19 protein-coding genes are annotated in these 17,142 nt (G+C 64.4%); 7 read left to right on the forward strand and 12 right to left on the reverse strand.

The genetic code is table 11. The features are described from left to right. Window positions 1-31 precede the first annotated feature (31 nt). From AB3X99_RS13160 to AB3X99_RS13190, 7 genes are all read right to left on the reverse strand, one after another. Window positions 32-2,110, reverse strand: a complete 2,079-nt coding sequence (locus AB3X99_RS13160; RefSeq protein ID WP_368617149.1) for an NAD(P)/FAD-dependent oxidoreductase — start codon at window positions 2,108-2,110, stop codon at window positions 32-34. A 52-nt stretch (window positions 2,111-2,162) separates the two neighbouring features. Continuing rightward, on the reverse strand, window positions 2,163-2,804 hold the full coding sequence (locus tag AB3X99_RS13165) for a DUF1109 domain-containing protein (RefSeq protein WP_368617150.1): 642 nt from the start codon (window positions 2,802-2,804) through the stop codon (window positions 2,163-2,165). Beyond that, window positions 2,801-3,304, reverse strand: coding sequence for a DoxX family protein (locus AB3X99_RS13170; protein WP_083245397.1), 504 nt, complete (start codon window positions 3,302-3,304; stop codon window positions 2,801-2,803). The genes AB3X99_RS13165 and AB3X99_RS13170 overlap by 4 nt, the downstream gene beginning before the upstream one ends. A 5-nt stretch (window positions 3,305-3,309) precedes the next feature. After that, complete coding sequence (locus tag AB3X99_RS13175; protein ID WP_069266449.1) at window positions 3,310-4,089, reverse strand: DNA-binding domain-containing protein; 780 nt, start codon at window positions 4,087-4,089, stop codon at window positions 3,310-3,312. After that, a complete protein-coding gene (locus AB3X99_RS13180; RefSeq protein WP_368617339.1) occupies window positions 4,079-4,972 on the reverse strand; it encodes a DUF692 domain-containing protein in 894 nt (297 codons plus the stop codon). Before AB3X99_RS13180 ends, AB3X99_RS13175 begins: the two co-directional genes overlap by 11 nt. Before the next feature lie 79 nt (window positions 4,973-5,051). Continuing rightward, a complete protein-coding gene (locus AB3X99_RS13185; RefSeq protein ID WP_069266451.1) occupies window positions 5,052-5,363 on the reverse strand; it encodes a DUF2282 domain-containing protein in 312 nt (103 codons plus the stop codon). Window positions 5,364-5,702: 339 nt separating this feature from the next. Beyond that, window positions 5,703-5,855 carry a hypothetical protein gene (locus AB3X99_RS13190; protein ID WP_176732932.1) on the reverse strand — a complete coding sequence of 51 codons (153 nt, stop codon included), beginning with the start codon at window positions 5,853-5,855 and terminating at the stop codon, window positions 5,703-5,705. Here AB3X99_RS13190 and AB3X99_RS13195 point away from each other — a divergent pair. Together AB3X99_RS13195 and AB3X99_RS13200 are read left to right on the forward strand one after the other, a co-directional pair. Then, window positions 5,854-7,050 carry an NnrS family protein gene (locus AB3X99_RS13195; protein WP_368617151.1) on the forward strand — a complete coding sequence of 399 codons (1,197 nt, stop codon included), beginning with the start codon at window positions 5,854-5,856 and terminating at the stop codon, window positions 7,048-7,050. The two genes, AB3X99_RS13190 and AB3X99_RS13195, sit on opposite strands and share 2 nt — an antisense overlap. Window positions 7,051-7,147: 97 nt before the next feature. Next, the gene (locus tag AB3X99_RS13200) at window positions 7,148-7,672 is read left to right on the forward strand and encodes a heme-binding protein (RefSeq protein ID WP_069266453.1); all 525 of its coding nucleotides are present in this window, start codon (window positions 7,148-7,150) and stop codon (window positions 7,670-7,672) included. 27 nt (window positions 7,673-7,699) lie between these two features. Here the strand turns inward: AB3X99_RS13200 and AB3X99_RS13205 are convergent, their stop codons facing one another. Beyond that, entirely contained in the window at window positions 7,700-8,350 is a 651-nt protein-coding gene (locus AB3X99_RS13205; protein WP_342947306.1) for an FCD domain-containing protein, read from the reverse strand. Between the two features lie 223 nt (window positions 8,351-8,573). Between AB3X99_RS13205 and AB3X99_RS13210 the strand changes: the two genes are divergently transcribed. From AB3X99_RS13210 to AB3X99_RS13225, 4 genes are read left to right on the forward strand one after another with little or no spacing between them, the layout of a single operon-like run. After that, a complete protein-coding gene (locus tag AB3X99_RS13210; protein ID WP_368617152.1) occupies window positions 8,574-10,358 on the forward strand; it encodes a gamma-glutamyltransferase family protein in 1,785 nt (594 codons plus the stop codon). A 33-nt stretch (window positions 10,359-10,391) separates the two neighbouring features. Then, window positions 10,392-11,804: an MFS transporter gene (locus tag AB3X99_RS13215; RefSeq protein ID WP_368617153.1), complete on the forward strand. Its 1,413-nt coding sequence runs from the start codon at window positions 10,392-10,394 to the stop codon at window positions 11,802-11,804. A 30-nt stretch (window positions 11,805-11,834) separates the two neighbouring features. Further along, the gene (locus AB3X99_RS13220; RefSeq protein ID WP_368617154.1) at window positions 11,835-12,386 is read left to right on the forward strand and encodes a GAF domain-containing protein; all 552 of its coding nucleotides are present in this window, start codon (window positions 11,835-11,837) and stop codon (window positions 12,384-12,386) included. Window positions 12,387-12,403: 17 nt separating this feature from the next. Then, a complete protein-coding gene (locus AB3X99_RS13225; RefSeq protein WP_368617155.1) occupies window positions 12,404-13,696 on the forward strand; it encodes an MFS transporter in 1,293 nt (430 codons plus the stop codon). A 151-nt stretch (window positions 13,697-13,847) separates the two neighbouring features. Here AB3X99_RS13225 and AB3X99_RS13230 read toward each other — a convergent pair whose 3' ends face one another. Genes AB3X99_RS13230 through AB3X99_RS13240 form a run of 3 tightly spaced genes read right to left on the reverse strand, consistent with a single transcriptional unit; the run spans window position 13,848 to window position 15,821 of the window. Continuing rightward, window positions 13,848-14,357 carry a DUF1697 domain-containing protein gene (locus AB3X99_RS13230; RefSeq protein ID WP_069266458.1) on the reverse strand — a complete coding sequence of 170 codons (510 nt, stop codon included), beginning with the start codon at window positions 14,355-14,357 and terminating at the stop codon, window positions 13,848-13,850. Window positions 14,358-14,380: 23 nt separating this feature from the next. Continuing rightward, window positions 14,381-15,130, reverse strand: a complete 750-nt coding sequence (locus AB3X99_RS13235; RefSeq protein WP_368617156.1) for a Pr6Pr family membrane protein — start codon at window positions 15,128-15,130, stop codon at window positions 14,381-14,383. A gap of 58 nt (window positions 15,131-15,188) precedes the next feature. Beyond that, window positions 15,189-15,821 (reverse strand): TetR/AcrR family transcriptional regulator, encoded by a 633-nt coding sequence (locus tag AB3X99_RS13240; RefSeq protein ID WP_368617157.1) that lies wholly within the window; start codon window positions 15,819-15,821, stop codon window positions 15,189-15,191. A 265-nt stretch (window positions 15,822-16,086) separates the two neighbouring features. Here AB3X99_RS13240 and AB3X99_RS13245 point away from each other — a divergent pair, with 265 nt between their 5' ends. Next, window positions 16,087-16,398 carry a hypothetical protein gene (locus AB3X99_RS13245; protein WP_342947313.1) on the forward strand — a complete coding sequence of 104 codons (312 nt, stop codon included), beginning with the start codon at window positions 16,087-16,089 and terminating at the stop codon, window positions 16,396-16,398. A gap of 175 nt (window positions 16,399-16,573) precedes the next feature. On the opposite strand, the gene AB3X99_RS13250 is transcribed toward AB3X99_RS13245, so the two are convergent. Further along, entirely contained in the window at window positions 16,574-16,993 is a 420-nt protein-coding gene (locus AB3X99_RS13250; RefSeq protein WP_368617158.1) for a hypothetical protein, read from the reverse strand. Between the last annotated feature and the right edge of the window lie 149 nt (window positions 16,994-17,142).

A 17,142-nucleotide genomic window follows, 5' to 3' on the forward strand; every position in this document is an offset into this window, starting at 1 on the left:
CCAGTTGCCTGAGGTGGGCGCACAGCGGATATCAACTCGACGGTCTGTCGGAAGCCGGATCGGTAATGAGTCGCGTGCTGCGTCGGTAGGTGACATAGGCCCAGAGCCAATCCAGCATGACCTTCACCCTGTTCGGCCCTCCGGTGAGAAACGCGATATGTGCGGCGCCCCAGAACCACCACGCTGGCGCACCCCACATGCGGATGGGGCCGATTTCTGCCACCGCGGCCTGACGCCCGATCGTTGCCAGGCTGCCGAAATGCTTGTATCGAAACGGCGGAGGCGGACGGCGACCCGCAAGCTGTGCGTCGATCACGCGCGCTGCATATCTTCCCTGCTGTTTGGCGGCAGGCGCCAACCCCGGCACCGCTGCTCCGTTCCAGCCCAGACTCGCAGCGGCGTCGCCAATCGCATAGATGCCTTCTGCGGCCGGAACGGAGAGATCGTCGTTCACCTTGATTCGTCCGGACGCGTCCTCTGGCTGGTTTAGCCATCTGGCGACCGGAGACGCTGCCACTCCGGCAGCCCACAAGATGGTTCGGGATGCAATGCGATCCTTGCCGAGGTCGGCGCCCTCCTGATCGACGCCCAGCACCCTGGTATCGAGGTAGATCGTGACCCCCAGCTTGCGAAGGGAACGTTCCGCGGCGGCAGACAGGGAAGGCGGGAACGTCGGCAGAACGCGAGGGCCGGCATGGACCAGAATGACGCGCGAGGTCGACGGATCGATCGTGCGATATTCCTGATCCATCCCGTGGTGCGCCAGTTCCGCGATGGCGCCGGCCAGCTCGATGCCCGTCGGTCCTCCGCCGACGATGATGAACGTCAGCCACGCGGCACGGGCTGCTTCGTCGGCGGCCGTTTCCGCTTCTTCAAATGCCCGCAGCAGACGGCTCCTGATCGAGGTCGCGTCCTCGATGCTCTTGAGCCCGGGCGCGTAAGGCGCCCAGTGATCGTTGCCGAAGTAACTGTGACGCGCGCCGGTCGCGAGTACGAGATAGTCGAATTTGAGGCTGGCTGCGCCGATCAGCACTTCGCGGGCGGCGGTGTCGATGCCCGTGACGCTTCCCAGACGGACCTGGACATTTCGCTGGCCACGAAAGAGGCTCCGGATCGGCGTCGCGATTTCGCCGGGCGACAACGCTGCTGTCGCGATCTGATAGAGCAGCGGTTGAAACAGATGATGATTCCGCTGGTCGATGAGGGTGATCCGGCAGCGCGAATTGCGCAGGCCGCGAACGGTCTCGATCCCGCCAAAGCCGCCGCCGACCACCACGACATGCGGACACTCGTCCAGCGTGCCTTCTTCTTTGTCCGGGCGGTCGAGCACCCAGCGGGCGAGCCAATCATCCACCGAGATGACGCCGGGCCCCGTGGCGACAAACATAAGCAGCAGGAGAAGCATGGCCAGCCGGTCGTCCATGGACATGGCGATGCCAGCGAGTGGAACCATGGCGGCATAGATGAACATCGCCGGCCGCGTCATGCAGCCGAAGGCGATGCAGAATGCGAGCAGCGCAGCGACCCATGAGGGGTAGGCGAACAGTGCCGCCAGACCTTGATGGGCAGCCTGCCCGAAAAGGGTAGGCGTCAATGCGGAAGCGAGACTGAGCGACGCCGCTATGCCTGCGCGCGAGACGAGCAGGAGCACAGGTGACACATATCGCTCGATCAGCTCATAGCATGTCCTGACCTGTCGGGCCGGCCCAAGTGGCGCCCACGCCAGGCCTCGCGCCAACATCGCGTCGAGGGAGAATGTTCCCGGACCCAGCACGACCAGCCAGGCGAGCAAAACAAGCGTTGTGCCGTCCGGGCCGAGGGCGATCGATCCGTAGCCGCCAACGAGCAACGCAAGCGCGATGGGCCGGGTCAGCAGGCCAGCAGTGAGCAGGAGTGGCACGATACCGTGCAGCGCTGCCTCCACGCTGGACGGCGCATGCAATCCGGCGGCGGTTGAGCCGCTGTGATTGCCTTGCGCCATGGTCATGATCTGATGCACGAGCACGACCTGCCCAAACCAGACGCGAGTGGCAAGAAGCAGCCACGGCATGCAAAGCGCACGTAGTTTGGGCGCGAAGCGGATCAGCGGTTTGAAGGCGTTCCAGAACATACGGCACCCTTTCGAACGATCCATCATGGCGCATGCGGCGTCGACGCGAATCTCACCAGCGCAAACAACGCGGCGCGACGGCCGAGCCGACTGCAGTCGTGATGACGATGGCGAGCACGTACCAGACTCCCCAGAACGGGACCGCCATCTCCGAGCAATAGAGCGAGTAGACGAGCAAGCCCTGCGCGCCTGCCAGCAGACCCGCGCCTGCGCCGGCCAGGGCGAGGCGCGTCGGCGCGAGCTGCTTCATCGCGCGCAATATCGCAGCGAGCGAGGGCAGCGAGAGCAGCACGACGTTCGCCGTCGCCGTGCGCCATGTCGTGCCGAGCATCAACTCGAGCCGGTAGCCCGGCGGCGTCGCCAGCAGAACGCTGCCGGCGGCGAGCAGCATGGAGGCCACCGGCAGCGTCGCCGCGAGCCCCGCGAGCCTGAGGTGCGCGCCGGGGCGGCCCAGCCGCTCGGCGAGCGCCACGGCCGCGGCGATGATCGCGAGCGGGAACGCGAGGCGCACCCAGAACATCGTCGTGAGGATCAGCTCGGGCATGTCGCTGCGCACGCCGTACAGCGCAACCAGCAGGGCCGCGCTACCGGCGAGGCCGTGCAGCAGTGCGCGCGTGAGCCGCCTTGGGCCGGCGTTGCGCTCGATGGGCGACACGTCGCTCGCGAGCCGGGTGACCAGCTCTCGCGTTTTCATGACCGGTACGCGCGGTCTCCGAGCAGGTAGTCGATCGATATCACGCCGGGGCCCCAGGCGGCGATGCCGAGCGCCATGGCGGCCCACGTGATGTGGATCGGCCAGCCGTCCGGCACCGTCAGCTCGATGATGCAGGTCATCAGCAGCAATCCTGCGGCCGCGAAGCGCGTGCCGAACCCGAGCACGAGCAGCACCGGGAAACCGACCTCGCCGCACGCGGAGAGGAACGCGAAGAGGGCCGGCGCGGGAAACGGATACGGACCGCCGGGCAGATGGAGCTTGAATTCGTCGGTGAAGAGATCGATGGCCGTGTCGTTGAGCTGCAGGAACCCGTGCCACTTGAGGATGCCCGATTTCCAGAAAGGCACCGCAAGCGCAATGCGCAGCACGAGCTGCACGAACGACGGTTGTGCGAGCCGTTCGATGAAGCGCCGGGCGCACCCGATCGCGTGCGCGACGTTGCCCGCGAAAGACGGTCTGGAGTCCTGTCGAGTTTGCATGATGGTTACGCTCCTGGTTGAACGGCGGCGAACACGCCCGCCGAAATCATTGCGGCCAGGCTGGCCGGCAGGTCAAAGGCGGCGCTCTCCTCGAAGGCTGCCTGCGCGGCGGCGCCGAGCGGCATGCCCTCGATGAGTGCGAGCAGAAACGCAGCGCCGCCCGCGGGCAGGCGCGAGACAATTACGTCGTAATCGGGCCGCGTGACGAGCGCGTCTTCCGCATCGCTCGAATGCAGCGGGGTGACGGGGCCGGGCGTCCGGTTCATCGCGAAGATCGCGGCGGCCGGGTAGCGCGAGCGCACGATGCGAGTAGCTGGATGCGGGACAAAGCGCAGTTGCGCTAGCGAATCCGCATCGACGCCCGCGAATGCGTCGGCCGCAAGCGGTGTGGCGTCCCCGGCGTGGTAGGCGTCGAGCCACGCGCGCTCGATGCGTGCCGTATCCGCAAGCCACGGCATGTCACGCGCGTACTCCCAGGTTTCGATGAACGACGGAAAATCGCGTCCGTACTCGAACAGGAGCGGCGAAGCCGGTGGCGTAGCGCGCACGTGACAGCGCGCCATCGCGCGGAAGAACTCGACGCCCGTGATGCGCTGCACGGCGGGATAGATCGCGGCCAGCGCATCGATGAGGCTGACCGTGACGTTGTTGCGATAGACGTTGTAGCGCTTCACGACGCCCTTGCCGTGCGCCGCCACGACACCGTTCGGTGCGGCGAGGTCGGGGTTCGTCAGTCCCGGCGCGAAGGCCGTCGCGTAGTCGCTCGCGGATGGCTCAGGCTTCATGGCTGGCACGCTCCTTGAGGTATGTGTTGGACTCCGATGTATTGTTGCGAAAAAATTCGGAAGCGATGCGCCGTACCGCCAATGCTTGTGCGCGCAGTTCGGGCCACGCAGGCAACTGGCTGTCCCATTCCACCAGTGTCGGTATGGGTCCGGTGCGTGCGATCACGTCGCGGTAGAGCGCCCAGACCGGATCGGCGACGGCGCGGTCGTGGCTGTCGATGAGCAGTGGCGCATGCTCGTCGTCGTGCTGCTCGCTGTAGCCGGCCAGGTGAATCTCGCCGACGTATTCGAGAGGAAAGTCCGCGAGGTACGCGTGTGCCGGATAACCGTGATTGGTCGCTGAAACGAAAACGTTGTTGATGTCGAGCAGCAGCCCGCAGCCCGTGCGCTGCGCGACCGCACGGATGAATTCCGTTTCGCTCATCGTCGACGAGGCGAATGCCACGTAAGTCGACGGATTCTCGAGCAGCATCGGACGTCCAATGGCTGCCTGCATCTGATCGATGTGATCGCAGACCTTATCGAGTGTCGCCTTTGTGTAAGGCAGTGGCAGCAGATCGTTGAAGAACGTGCCGCCGTGCGAAGACCACGCGAGGTGTTCGGAAACGAGTGTGGGTTCGTAGCGCGCGACCAGCTCGCCAAAGCGCGCGAGATGGCCGGCGTCGAGCCGGTCCGGTCCGCCGATCGACATGCACACGCCATGCAGCGAGACTGGATAGCGCTCGCGGATCGCGCTCAATGCGCGGTGCGGCGGACCGCCTGCGCCCATATAGTTCTCGGCGTGCACCTCGAAGAAGCCGTCCTGCAGACCGTCTTCGAGAATCGCCGCGAGATGCTCACGCTTGTAGCTGGTGCCTGCTAGCGCAGCCGCGCCGGGCGCCATGCGAAGGGGACGGCCGGACCGCGCCGCTGATTGCATGGGAGTGCTCATGACCGTCCCCTCTCTTTCGTGGTCGTAGCGATCAGGACTTGATCGGCGTGAGCGAGCCGTGGCCACCGCCTGGCACGACGATGCTCGCGCAGGTGCCACCCTGAACGAACTTCCACGAGTTGCCCTGGAAGTCGACCGTCGAGGTTCCCTGACAGGTCGTGCCGGGACCGGCGGCGCAGTCGTTTTGCCCCTTCAGCGCGACGCCGAAGCACTTCTCCTTGTGCGCGGCGACGGCGGCGTTCATCTCTTCCTTCGTGAGCGGTGCGGCATGTGCGACTGAAGCCAGCAGGCTGGCAACGGCGCCTGCAAGCAGGGCGGAACTAACAGTGGTCTTTGCGGACATGGACGTTCTCCAGTGATTGAGATTTGAGGTATCCGTCGCGGATACACCAGCTAATTCGCGCAATGCAGTGGGCCGGTTACAGCGATCGATTTATTTTTGCGCGAAGCTTCGAAGGAGGGGGAGAGCAAAACCCTTTCAAGCTCTGCCAAGCTTTATCGCGCAAAAAAAGCACTTCAGCTTGTAACCGGGATGCGCAATCGCGGAATCGGGTGGGATGACCTGATCCCGGTCGACGTTTTAGGGCGAAGGCGTTCAGCGAGTAACAAAAATGGGAGACGACCATCCAGGCTGTCTTTGAGGAGGGAATGGGGCGCGACATTACACCGCTCTTTCAGTTTTTCATGTCGATTGTCCACGCCCGACGCCGGTTTTCGGGTTTTTTCGCAGACTTTTCAATTGCTTTTGTGCCGCACCATTCAATTTCCCAGCGGCAATTCTCAGCCAGTCCATATAAGATGCATTGAAAATGAATGTATTGGCGAGAGCGATCATGACCGTTTTTCGAATCGAAGAACCCACCCCCGCGGCCCGCGGCGGTTTCGCGCTGTGGGCGCTCGGCTTCCGGCCGTTCTACCTTGGCGGCGCGCTCTTTGGCGGCGCGGCGCTGCTGGCCTGGATGGCCGCGTATGCCGGCCATCCGTTGCCGGGTCTCAGTTCCTACCTGCCGGGCATGTTCTGGCACGCGCACGAGATGATTTTCGGCTTCGGCGCGGCGATCGTGGCGGGTTTTCTGCTGACCGCGGTGCGCGCGTGGACGTCGATCACGCCGGCGCAGGGCAAGTCGCTGGCGGCGCTGTGGCTGTTGTGGCTCGCGGGGCGCATCACGGTTGCTTACGCACCGTCAGGCGTCGCCGCCGTGGTCGACAGCCTCTTTCTCCCCGCATGCGCGCTCGTGCTGCTGCGCGTGCTCATCGGCGCCAGGAACAGCCACAACATCTTCTTGCCGGTCGCGCTCGGCATGCTCGCCGCGCTGAATGTGGCGTTCCATCTTTCGATGCTGGCGGGCCGCGCGGACTGGGCGCTGCACAGCGCGTATCTCGCCGTGGGCATGCTGGTGCTGTTCATCACGATCATCGGCGGGCGCATCATCCCGTCGTTCACGGCCAACGCCGTGCCCGGCTACGCGGCACAGCGCTGGAACGCGGTCGAGCGCGCGGTGATGCCGCTCAGCGCGCTGGCGTTCGTGCTCGACGCCGCGCTCGGCTCCGGCGTGCTCGTTGCGATCGCCGCGCTCGCGGCGGCGTGCGCACAAGGTACGCGAATCTGGGGTTGGCGTTCGTGGCGCGTCGGCAACCGGCCGATCCTGACTATCCTGCACATCGCCTATGCATGGATCCCCGTCGGCTTTGTGCTGCTCGCGCTCGCAGCAATGGGTTCGGTCGCGCATACGCTCGCCATTCACGCGTTCACGGTGGGCGCTATCGGCTGCGCGATCATGGCGATGATCACACGCACGGCGCGCGGATACACGGGTCGCAAACTGATGGCGGGCGGCTTCGATATCGCCTGTTATGTGTTGCTCGTGCTTGCCGCGCTGATTCGCGTGGCGGGACCCTCGCTCGCGCCGCAGTGGCTCGCGTTCTGGATCGAAGCGTCGGGTGCGTGCTGGGTCGTTGCGTTCGCAGCCTATTGTTATCGCTACGCAGGCTGGCTGGTGGCGCCGCGTGTCGATGGTAAGGAGGGCTGATTCATCGGCCTTGCACAAGGCGTATCGCGCGAGTATGTTGACTGGCAAGGGCTGCACGCGCGTAACGCCTTGGCCCGCCGATGAAGGAGGGTGTGCAATGCATCACTCTGTTCAGATCGCAGGCGCGGCCTGTCTCGTCTTTGTAACCTCTGTGCAGGCTCAAACGTCAGCTTCCGCACCGCCAGCGGCTGCCGTGCCCGAGCGCATGCCTTACGACATTCCTTACGGTTCGCCTATCGGGCTTGATGCGGCGAAGCATCTGCTTGCGCTTGCTGAAGCCGAGGCACGCAGGCACGACTGGAAAATGAACATCGCCGTGGTCGATCCGCATGGCGATCTCGTTGCCTTCGAGCGTATGGATGGCGCGCAATACGCCTCTGTCGAGGTTTCGCAGAACAAGGCGCGCACGTCCGCACGCTTTCGCCGCGAGACCCGCGTTTTCTATAACCAGTTCGAGAGCGGTCATGCCTACGTTGCCACGCTCGTGCCGGACCTCGTGGCTTCGCCCGGCGGCTTTCCGCTCGTCGAGGACGGCAAGGTGATCGGCGCGATCGGCTGCAGCGGCGGCACGGGCGAACAGGATGCCGTCACGTGCAAGGCGGCGGCTTCCACCGTGAAGTAAGCGCGCGGAACGCCGTAGCTTCTTCCGTCAATGCGGCGAGCCGTACCCCTGGACCTTCAGCAGATGCTCGCGCATGCAACGCGCGGCGGTTTCGCCGTCGCGCGCGAGAATTGCCTCGACGATGGACTGGTGCTGCTGTGCGAAATGATGGCGCGTGGCCTGATCCGTGGTCTTTTCACGTTGGGTCGGCTTGACCCGCATGCCGTTGATCACTTCCATCAGGGCAATGATCGCGGGATTGCGCGAGGCCTGTGCGATCAGCAGATGAAAGCGCTGGTCCCATAGTTGCCACTCCTCATCGTTTTTCGCCGTCGCATTCCGTTTCGCGCACTTCTCCAGTTCAGCCAGATCCTCGGGCGTGGCCTTGGCGGCGGCAAGCCCGGCTAACGCCGGCTCGAACATGAGGCGCATCTCCGCGATGTCGACCGGGCTCGTACGCGAGCGCAGGCCGCGCAGCGTGGGCGCGAACTTCAGCGGCCGCGCGCCCAGATACGTGCCGCGGCCCACGCCGCGCCAGATCCGGCCCGATGCCTCCAGCGAGGCGAGCGCCGTGCGCAGTTCGCGGCGGCTCACGCCGAGGTCCTCGGCGAGCTTGCGTTCGGGAGGCAACGCGTCGCCGTCTTTCAAGCGGTGCTGTGCGATGTAGGCAAGCAGACTGTCGAGCACGGACCTTTCCATGATGTAGCGTGAACCAATATGAATTGGTTTGATTCTATCAGTTGTGCTGCGCCGCGCAACCGTGCGCTCGTCAAATCGACGTAATCCACGGTACTCCGTAGATTTACAGGGTTAACACGGGGTGCAGCCAAAAATCTTCCTTCGTATGCTGATCGTGAAAGGTTTTGGAACCAATCTGCAAAGGTTCGACCACGGGCCGAACCTTTCACACAGGGAGTGGAAGATGTCGTTTACAACGCGTCCGGAGCTGATCGGGACCTTCGGGATGGTGGCGTCCACGCATTGGCTCGCCAGCGCGTCGGCGATGGCGGTGCTCGAGAAGGGCGGTAACGCGTTCGATGCGGCTGCTGCTGCCGGCTTCGTGCTGCAGATCGTCGAGCCGCATCTCAACGGCCCCGGCGGCGAGTTGCCCGTCGTGTTCTACAGCGCAAGGCAAGACCGTGTGCGCGTGCTGTGCGGCCAGGGAGTGACGCCGGCGACCATGACGATCGAACGCATGCGCGCGCTCGGGCTCGAAGTCGTGCCGGGCACCGGCCTGCTGCCCGCCGTGGTGCCCGGCGCGTTCGGCGCATGGATGATGATGCTGCGCGACTACGGGCAGCTGCCGCTCGAAGACGTGCTGAGCTACGCGATCGGCTACGCGGAGAACGGCTATCCGGTGCTGCCGCGCATGTGCGCGTCGATTCTCGCGATCAAGGACTTTTTCCTCAGCGAATGGACGACCTCCGCCGAGCAATGGCTGCGCGACGGCGACGCCCCCGCTCCGAACGCGTTGTTCGCCAATCCCGCCATTGCCGCCACGTACCGCCGCATCCTGCGGGAGGCGAGCGCGAAAAGCGACCGCGCGGAGCAGTGCGAACTCGCGCGCTCGGCGTTCTACCGCGGCTTCGTGGCAGACGCGATCGACCAGTATTTCCGCTCGACCGACGTGCTCGACACATCCGGTCTTCGCAATCGCGGCCTGCTCGATGCGGACGATCTCGCACGCTGGGAGCCCACCTACGAGGAAGCGCTCTCGTACGACTACGCGGGCCTGCGCGTGCACAAGACAGGACCGTGGGGCCAGGGGCCGATGTTCCTGCAACAACTCGCGCTGCTCAAGGGCTTCGATCTGGACGCGATGGATCCGTTCGGTGCGGATTTCGTGCACACGGTCATCGAAACGTCGAAGCTCGCGTTTGCCGACCGCGACGTGTTCTATGGCGACCCGCACTTTGCCGACGTGCCGATGCAAACGCTGCTGAGCGACGCGTACAACGACGCGCGCCGCCGTCTCGTCGATCCGCACAAGGCCTCGTTCGAATTCCGCCCCGGGCCGCTTCTCGACAGCGAAGCGCGCGCGGCGCGCATCCTCGCCAACGCAGGGCGCCAGCAGCCGGGCGGCTTCGGGCAGGGCGAGCCGACGTTCGCACCGCTGCCCGAATTGCGCGGCGATACCGTTCATCTCGACGTGGTCGATCGCTGGGGCAACATGGTCTCGGCCACGCCGTCGGGCGGCTGGCTGCAGGCGTCGCCGGCGGTCCCCGGCCTCGGTTTCAACATCACCACCCGCGCGCAGATGTTCTGGATGGAAGAGGGCTTGCCTTCGTCGCTCGGGCCGGGCCGGCGTCCACGCACGACACTCTCGCCCACGCTCGTCACGCGCGAGGGCGAGCCCTATGCGGCGTTCGGCACGCCGGGCGGCGATCAGCAGGATCAATGGTCGATGCAGCTGTTCTTGCGGCACGTGCATGCGGGCATGAACCTGCAGGCCGCCGTGGATTCCCCCTCGTTCCAGACCGCGCATTTCCCCGGCTCGTTTTATCCGCGCTCGATGCAGCTCGGCAAGATGTCGGCCGAGTCGCGCTTTCCCGAAGCCACGCTCGCCGAATTGCGCGCGCGCGGCCACGATCTCACGGTGGCCGAGCCATGGGGGCTCGGGCGCGTGTGCGCGGTGGGCATGCGCAACGGGCTCATGCGCGGCGCGGCCACGCCGCGCCAGATGCAGGCCTATGCGATCGGCCGCTGACCACGCGCCACGCTCAACCGGAACCGACCCACCATGTCCACCGTCGCCGCCCGACTCGAACGACTGCCGCTCGCGGGCTTCCATCGCAAACTGCTGTTGATCGGCGGGCTCGGCTATATGTTCGACGGGCTGGACTCTTCGTCGCTCGCCTTTTTGCTGCCGGTCGTGAGCAAGCTATGGCATTTGACGAGCGCCGAGACGGGACTCGTCGCCAGCAGTACGTATATCGGCTATTTTTTCGGCGCGTTTCTCTCGGGCGTGCTGGCCGACGTAATTGGCCGCCGCCGCATCATGATGAGCGCGCTAGCCATCTACTGCGCCGCATCCATGGCGAGCGCCACGGCGCACGACTGGCATACGTTTTTCGCGCTCCGCATGCTCGCGGGGTTTGGTTCGGGCGCAGAAACGGTCGTCATCGCACCGTTCCTCGCGGAATTCGTGCCGCGACGCTATCGCGGCATGTTCTGCGGCGCGCTCGTCGGATTCATGTCGTTCGGATATCTAAGCTCGTCGATTCTTGGCTATACCGTCGTGCGCAATTTCGCGGACGGCTGGCGCTATCTCGCCGTGCTGACCTCGCTGCCGGTCGTGATGCTGCTCTGGTGGCGCAGGACGTTGCCAGAGTCGCCGCGCTGGCTCGAAAGCCGCGGACGCTCCGCCGAAGCCGACAGCATCGTGCGGGCGATCGAGTCGGGCTACGAGCAGGAGGGCATTGCGCTGGCGCCGCTCGGCTCGGTGGGCGCGATTCCCGCCGCCGCGCAGGGCAGCGGCAGTGCGCTGCAAAACGTGTTGACGCTGTTTTCGCGCCGGCTCGTGGGCACGACGGCGGTGAGCTGGCTGATGTGGTTCTCCGTGGCCTTCGCGTATTACTCGTTCTTCTCGTGGATTCCTAGCCTGCTCGTCAAAGAAGGCCTAACGCTCACCAGGAGCTTCGGCTATTCGATTGCCATCTACGGTGCGCAGATTCCTGGCTATTTCTCGGCGGCGTGGCTCAATGAGCGGATCGGGCGCAAGGGCGTCGTGGCCTCCTACATGACGCTTGGCGGGCTCGCCGCGATTGCGCTGGCTTTCTCGCATACGGGCGTGCAGATCACGGTGGCGGGCGTGTGCCTCTCGTTCTTCATGAATGGCGCATTTGCGGGCGTCTATGCCTATACGCCGGAGGTATTCCCGACGGCCGTACGCACGACCGGCACGGGATCTTCGTCTTCGTTCGGTCGCATCGGCTCGGTAAGCGCGCCCATTCTGGTGGGTCTCGTGTATCCGGCGTTCGGCTTCTTCGGCGTGTTCGCCATGACGACCGCCGTGCTGCTGGCGGGCGCTTGCGTCGTGTTTTTCCTCGGCATCGAAACCCGCAATCGCTCGCTCGAAGACATCGAGGCGAGCGGCGCGCAGGCGGAGTTCGATGCGCACAAGCCGCTTGCCCGCGACGGGCTGCGAGGCTGAGCGCGCGCCACTCTCACTCTCGTACGCCCCATGCAAACGCCCCTTTCCCTCGCGAACGAACCCTACGCGCTCCAACGCGAACTTGCCGCGCTCGCGCGCCTTTCGCACGTCATTCGCCAGCCCGGGCAACCGGACGCGATTTTCCGCGAAGTGTGCGCCGTCGCCGCCGAAGCCATCGGCTTTCGCCTCTTCACGATCATGGCCTACGACGCCAGGAGCCAGGAGGTGGAGCGCATGTTCACGAACATGCCCGACGTCTACCCGCCGGGCGGACGCAAGCGGAAAAGCGGCACGCCCTGGGCGCAGCGCATTCTTTCGGATCTCGAACCGTTTCGCGCCACGACGCCAGAGGGCCTGCGCGAAGCCTTCGACGATCACGCGGTAATGACGGCGATGGGGCTAGGCTCGATACTGAACATACCGGTTGCCTATGACGGCCGCTGCGTCGGGACGATGAACCTCACGCACGTGGAGGGCTGGTACACCGCGCAACACGAAGAAACGGGCCTGCTGCTCGGCGCGTTTCTCGCGCCCGCGCTCGTCGCACATGGCATGTCTTTTGCGGCCCATGCAAGTCTCTGAACGCAGGACCCTTGTCGATGAACACAACGACATCCACCGGAACCGCCAATCGCTGGCTACTCGTCTTCGCGCTCGGCTATCTCGCGCTGCTGGTCGACGGTGCCGACGTCATGATGTACGGCCTCACGCTCTCGCGTATCAAGAGTGAATTCGGCTTGACCAATGTCGAGGCGGGTGCGCTCGGCAGCCTGACGCTGCTCGGCATGGCGATTGGCGGCATTCTTGGCGGCTGGGCGAGCGACTCGCTCGGGCGCGTGCGCGTGGTGGTCTGGGCGATGGTGCTGTTCTCGGTGGGCGCGGGGCTGCTCGGTTTCACGCACAGCTTCCTGGAATTCGCGGTCGTGCGCTTCTTCAGCTCGATGGGCATTGGCTGCATGGTGCTGGTGAGTACGCTCGTGGCCGAATACGTACCCATGGCGCGACGCTCGCTGATACTCGGCGTGCTCCAAACGGCGATCTCCGCAGGCTATATCACAGTGATCGCGCTCAGCACGTGGATCCTGCCGCATTACGGCTGGCGCACGTTGTTTTATGTGGCGGCGGCGCCCGTGCTGCTCGCGTTGGCGATTCACTTCTTCGTGCCCGAGCCGCCGAGCTGGCGCATGAGCGAGGCCGCGGCTCGCCCGAGCGGCCGCCGCTGGCACGACAACCGCTACGCGTTGATTTTCGCGGACCGCGAGGCACGCAGGATGTTCATTTTCTGGTCGCTCGCGTCCGTGTTTGCGCTTTCAGGGTTCTATGGCTTGAACAACTGGTTGCCCACGTATCTGGAAAGCGAATTGCACATCAAATTCAGCTCGATGACGGGGTACATGACCGCGACGTGGGTCGTGGCGTTCATCGGCAAGATCGTGGCGGGCTGGCTGGGTGACATCTGGAGCCGGCGCGGCGTGTATGTGCTGGGCTGTATCGGTGCTGCTGTCTTTCTTCCCATGATCGTGCTGTTCCATACCCGCGAGAACATTGCGTGGCTGATGCTCGTATTCGGTTTTCTCTACGGCGTGCCGCTGGGCACGATCGGGACGTTCATGTCGGAGAGCTTCGAAACGCGCATTCGCGGCACGGCGGTGGGCGGCTCGTATAACGTGGGACGCTTCTGTTCGGGCGCGGCGCCTATTGTGATCGGCTATATCGCTACGCAGTTTTCGATCGGCATGGGTTTTCTTGTGGTCGGCGCGGTGTTTTTCCTGAGCGGCGTGATGGCGCTGTTCATTCCGGACCGCCTGCACGATACGAGCGAAGGCGATCCGGCGCAGGCGAGTGGGGAGGCTCGGCAGGGGACGTTGACGCCGGCGACTGGAAAAGGGTGACGCGTAGCGGGACACACATTGTATCGACTGCGATGCGTCGCTGCATTTACGCTACGCTAACACCGGCCTGAAAAAACTCCGCTCGTAACTCACGATACAACGCTCTTTTGGTCGTTGAAGTAGGGGCTTGGGCCGTGCTTAAAAGGGCAGCCTACGCTTGCGCCATCTCCAGAAGCTTCGCCACGGTATTCATGTTGCGCGCGGTTCCGGCCTTCGCCGCAGCGATCCTGAGCTTCGAGCGCCCGATACCGTCCTTGTAAAACACGTAGATTTCGCGCTCGCCCAGCTGGAATTCTTCCGCCTGCTGACCGCTCACGTTGTCGAACGCGTCCGAGGGCGGCGGCGTGTCGAGAAAGATCGCGACAGTGCGATCAGGCGCGCCAGCGGGAAAGGGGTTGTCATGCAATACGGCGGCCAATTCGGCAGCCGTACGCACCACCACGCCGACGGGTTTGCCTGCATAAGCCTCGAGGCTCTGCTCGAGCTTCTTTTTCACCGATGCTTCGGCCAGCCGGCTCTCGAACACCACGTTGCCGCTCGCGATATAGGTACGCACTTGCGCGAACCCGAGCGCTTCGCACATGCCGCGAAGTTCTGGCATGGGAAGCTTGCCGGTTCCGCCGACATTCACGGCGCGTAGCAGGGCGATATAGACGGGCATGGGTTCGATCGGGAAGCCAGGAGTTAGTCAGGGCGCTGCAAGTCGGTGACGGCGAGGGCCTCGTTTGCGACGACGGCAGGGCGCCTGCGTGCGTTGATCGTCACGAAGACCGTCATCAGCACCATGAAGGCGGCAAGCAGCAAGGCGCTGTTGACGAGCACATGTGCATAGCCGAGCTGAGCGACGTCGATGAATGGATAGGGGTAGAAGTCAGTCTCGCTGCCGCGCCAGAAGGTGACGGCAAGGTAGCCCAGCGGATAGACGAGCCAGGCGAGGCGGTCGCGAGCAGTCAGGGTGAAGCGCGGCACGAACAGGAGCCAATACGCGGCGCATAGCAGCGGGATCAGGCTATGCAGGCTCTCGTTGAGCAGCGCGCGATAACCGTGCGGCGTCCAGAGATGCCGCAGCAGCAGATTATAAGCAATGCCAACGAAGACGATATACACCGTAACCGCGCTCACGCTGCCCGGAGCGCGAAGCAAGCGCGCCGGCCACGTGCGCACGCGCAGTGCGATGCAGGTGAAGGTGAGCGCAACGAGCAGCACCGTGAGATTGGTGAGGTAGGCCGAAAGCCTGCCGATGGCCTCGAACGTGTCGAAACCGCGCAGCACCATGCGCTGGATCGTAATGTCGGTTTGCGCGGCGAGCGCCCCCCACGCGAGCAGCGCGATCACAGCCGCCAATGCGGTGGCGTAGAGGCCTGGGGGCTGCGCCTGCGCCGTGTCGGCAAGCGGCACGGCAGCCGCGCGTGCGGGTAGCGGTGGTTTGGACATGCAGCGATGGTAGCGCACAAAGATCATGCGCGGCTGAAGCCGCTTTTCCCGGTGGCGGCTATTTGCCGTCGGCGCGCTCCGCAGCCGCAACGAGATACAGGCGCACGAGATCGCGCTGTTCGGCCATCAGCACGGCGCGCGCCGATGGCTCTTCGTTGGCGATGCTGGCGACGCCCTTGAGTATGTGAATCAGCACGATCGCCATGACTTTTGCCTTGGCCGGCTTCAGATGCGCGATCGCGCGGCTCAGGATGTCGGCAACGCCGCCGCGCATCGCTTCGCGAAAGCGCCTGCGATGGTCGTCGCTGCCGCTGCGGGCGTCGACGAGTGCAACGGCAAAGCTGCGTTGCGATTGCAACAGCAGCATGAAATCGACGAGCGCATCGGCGACGGCCTCGAGCGTCATCTCCGGAACCTGTTGCTCCAGTTCGGCGAGTCCGTTCTTCGCCTGTTGGGCGTAACGCAGCAACAGTGCTTCGGCCAGCGCCTCCTTGGTCGGGAAGAAGCGGTACAGCGAACCGATCGCCGTCGACGCGCGCGCCGCAATTTCGGTCATGGTGGCGGCGTCGTAACCCTTCTCCGTGAAAACGGCGACAGCGGCGTCCTGGATCGCGGCCACGCGCTGGCGGCCCCTTTCGCGTTTGGGCTCGATGCCGCGAGCGGCTTCCGCAACGGGTGTGGATGACGTCATGGCGTTATCTTCAAATGCGAGGGTATGAGAGGAATTCCTCGCATATTAGCACGCGGGATGCCTTTGTCGGCCAGACGCAAGAACACGCGGACATGAAAGGGTGCGTCTCGACCGCTCGCCGATCAATTGACTTATGAGAGGCTACCCACTACCATGATTTGCGAGGCTGTCCTCGCATTTCGGCGCGGCGGCGATCGCCGCCGTTGCCGCCCGCCGTTGCCGCCATCACGCTGCCCCTTCCCGTTTGAACGTTCGAGGTTATGACATGCCGTACGTGTGGCTCTTTTTCGCTGGCGCGTTCTTTTGCAACGCGATTCCACATCTGGCTTCCGGCCTGCAGGGGCTGCCTTTTCCCACGCCCTTCGCCCGTCCCCGAGGGCGGGGCGACTCGTCGCCCATCGTGAACGTGGTTTGGGGCTTCGTGAATATCGCGATCGCAATCGCGCTGGGCGCTGGACGTCTCGAGCAACCTGCAACGCGCGAGGACGTCGCGGCGCTGCTCGCGGGCGCGCTCGTCATCGGGCTTTTTCTTGCGTTCCATTTCGGCGCGGTTCAGCGGGAGAAGCGCGCCGATTGAGGTCGAAACAGGCCGCGGCAAGATCGTGAAAAAAGGAGTTGCGCAGATTAGGGGAAAACCCTATACTTAACCCGTCTCCTCCATGTCTCCTCCTGATATGGATTCAGCCCGCTCTCTCAGCGGGCTTTTTCTTTTCTGGCGCCAATTCGCTCAGGCCGCCAGCCATCCTCGCCAGTCATTCCTTTACGAACACAAAGTCGCATTTGCGTGCGGTCGTGCGCGAGCCGCTGCCTGAAGTCGCGTCGAACTGTGCGCTGACCTCATACGAATAGGGCGCTCGATTGTTGGCGTGCGGCGATGTGGCAGTCAGGCCCTGGGCGACGAGTGTGGCAGAACCGTCCGGTTCGAGCTTGCCGTCCAGCGTGAGCCAGCCACTCGCGTCCCGTTCGCCGTGTTCTCCGTGGAGGACGTTTTGCTGGATTTCGACGGGGAATTGATATCGGTAAGCCGGTGTGTCGCCGGCGCCCTTGGGGCACGTGAGCGTCACGTTCCAGTCGCCGTCGAAGGTGCCGGCGGCGCGTGCCGCGGGCGTTCCAGCAAGGCCCGCGCAGACGACGATGCAGCGCACGGCCAACGTTAATTTACCTACCCGCATTGCGGCTCCCGGTGTCGACTCATCTGGCACTATTCTGACCGCAATTGGCGTGCCGGTATGGGCGCCGTCGCACAGTGTGTTTCGCGGCGGCTCGGCGCCTGGGTTGTGCTTTTTGTCAGTCCGGCCGCGCCTCATTTGCGCAACTAACT

The organism is Paraburkholderia sp. BR10882 (assembly GCF_040948855.1).
GTDB lineage: Bacteria > Pseudomonadota > Gammaproteobacteria > Burkholderiales > Burkholderiaceae > Paraburkholderia > Paraburkholderia nodosa_A.

Coding starts and splice junctions, on each gene's coding strand:
- AB3X99_RS13160 (WP_368617149.1), bottom strand. CDS start 2,110: ATGTTCTGGAACGCCTTCAAACCGCTGATCCGCTTCGCGCCCAAACTA.
- AB3X99_RS13165 (WP_368617150.1), bottom strand. CDS start 2,804: ATGAAAACGCGAGAGCTGGTCACCCGGCTCGCGAGCGACGTGTCGCCC.
- AB3X99_RS13170 (WP_083245397.1), bottom strand. CDS start 3,304: ATGCAAACTCGACAGGACTCCAGACCGTCTTTCGCGGGCAACGTCGCG.
- AB3X99_RS13175 (WP_069266449.1), bottom strand. CDS start 4,089: ATGAAGCCTGAGCCATCCGCGAGCGACTACGCGACGGCCTTCGCGCCG.
- AB3X99_RS13180 (WP_368617339.1), bottom strand. CDS start 4,972: ATGGCGCCCGGCGCGGCTGCGCTAGCAGGCACCAGCTACAAGCGTGAG.
- AB3X99_RS13185 (WP_069266451.1), bottom strand. CDS start 5,363: ATGTCCGCAAAGACCACTGTTAGTTCCGCCCTGCTTGCAGGCGCCGTT.
- AB3X99_RS13195 (WP_368617151.1), top strand. CDS start 5,854: ATGACCGTTTTTCGAATCGAAGAACCCACCCCCGCGGCCCGCGGCGGT.
- AB3X99_RS13190 (WP_176732932.1), bottom strand. CDS start 5,855: ATGATCGCTCTCGCCAATACATTCATTTTCAATGCATCTTATATGGAC.
- AB3X99_RS13200 (WP_069266453.1), top strand. CDS start 7,148: ATGCATCACTCTGTTCAGATCGCAGGCGCGGCCTGTCTCGTCTTTGTA.
- AB3X99_RS13205 (WP_342947306.1), bottom strand. CDS start 8,350: ATGGAAAGGTCCGTGCTCGACAGTCTGCTTGCCTACATCGCACAGCAC.
- AB3X99_RS13210 (WP_368617152.1), top strand. CDS start 8,574: ATGTCGTTTACAACGCGTCCGGAGCTGATCGGGACCTTCGGGATGGTG.
- AB3X99_RS13215 (WP_368617153.1), top strand. CDS start 10,392: ATGTCCACCGTCGCCGCCCGACTCGAACGACTGCCGCTCGCGGGCTTC.
- AB3X99_RS13220 (WP_368617154.1), top strand. CDS start 11,835: ATGCAAACGCCCCTTTCCCTCGCGAACGAACCCTACGCGCTCCAACGC.
- AB3X99_RS13225 (WP_368617155.1), top strand. CDS start 12,404: ATGAACACAACGACATCCACCGGAACCGCCAATCGCTGGCTACTCGTC.
- AB3X99_RS13230 (WP_069266458.1), bottom strand. CDS start 14,357: ATGCCCGTCTATATCGCCCTGCTACGCGCCGTGAATGTCGGCGGAACC.
- AB3X99_RS13235 (WP_368617156.1), bottom strand. CDS start 15,130: ATGTCCAAACCACCGCTACCCGCACGCGCGGCTGCCGTGCCGCTTGCC.
- AB3X99_RS13240 (WP_368617157.1), bottom strand. CDS start 15,821: ATGACGTCATCCACACCCGTTGCGGAAGCCGCTCGCGGCATCGAGCCC.
- AB3X99_RS13245 (WP_342947313.1), top strand. CDS start 16,087: ATGCCGTACGTGTGGCTCTTTTTCGCTGGCGCGTTCTTTTGCAACGCG.
- AB3X99_RS13250 (WP_368617158.1), bottom strand. CDS start 16,993: ATGCGGGTAGGTAAATTAACGTTGGCCGTGCGCTGCATCGTCGTCTGC.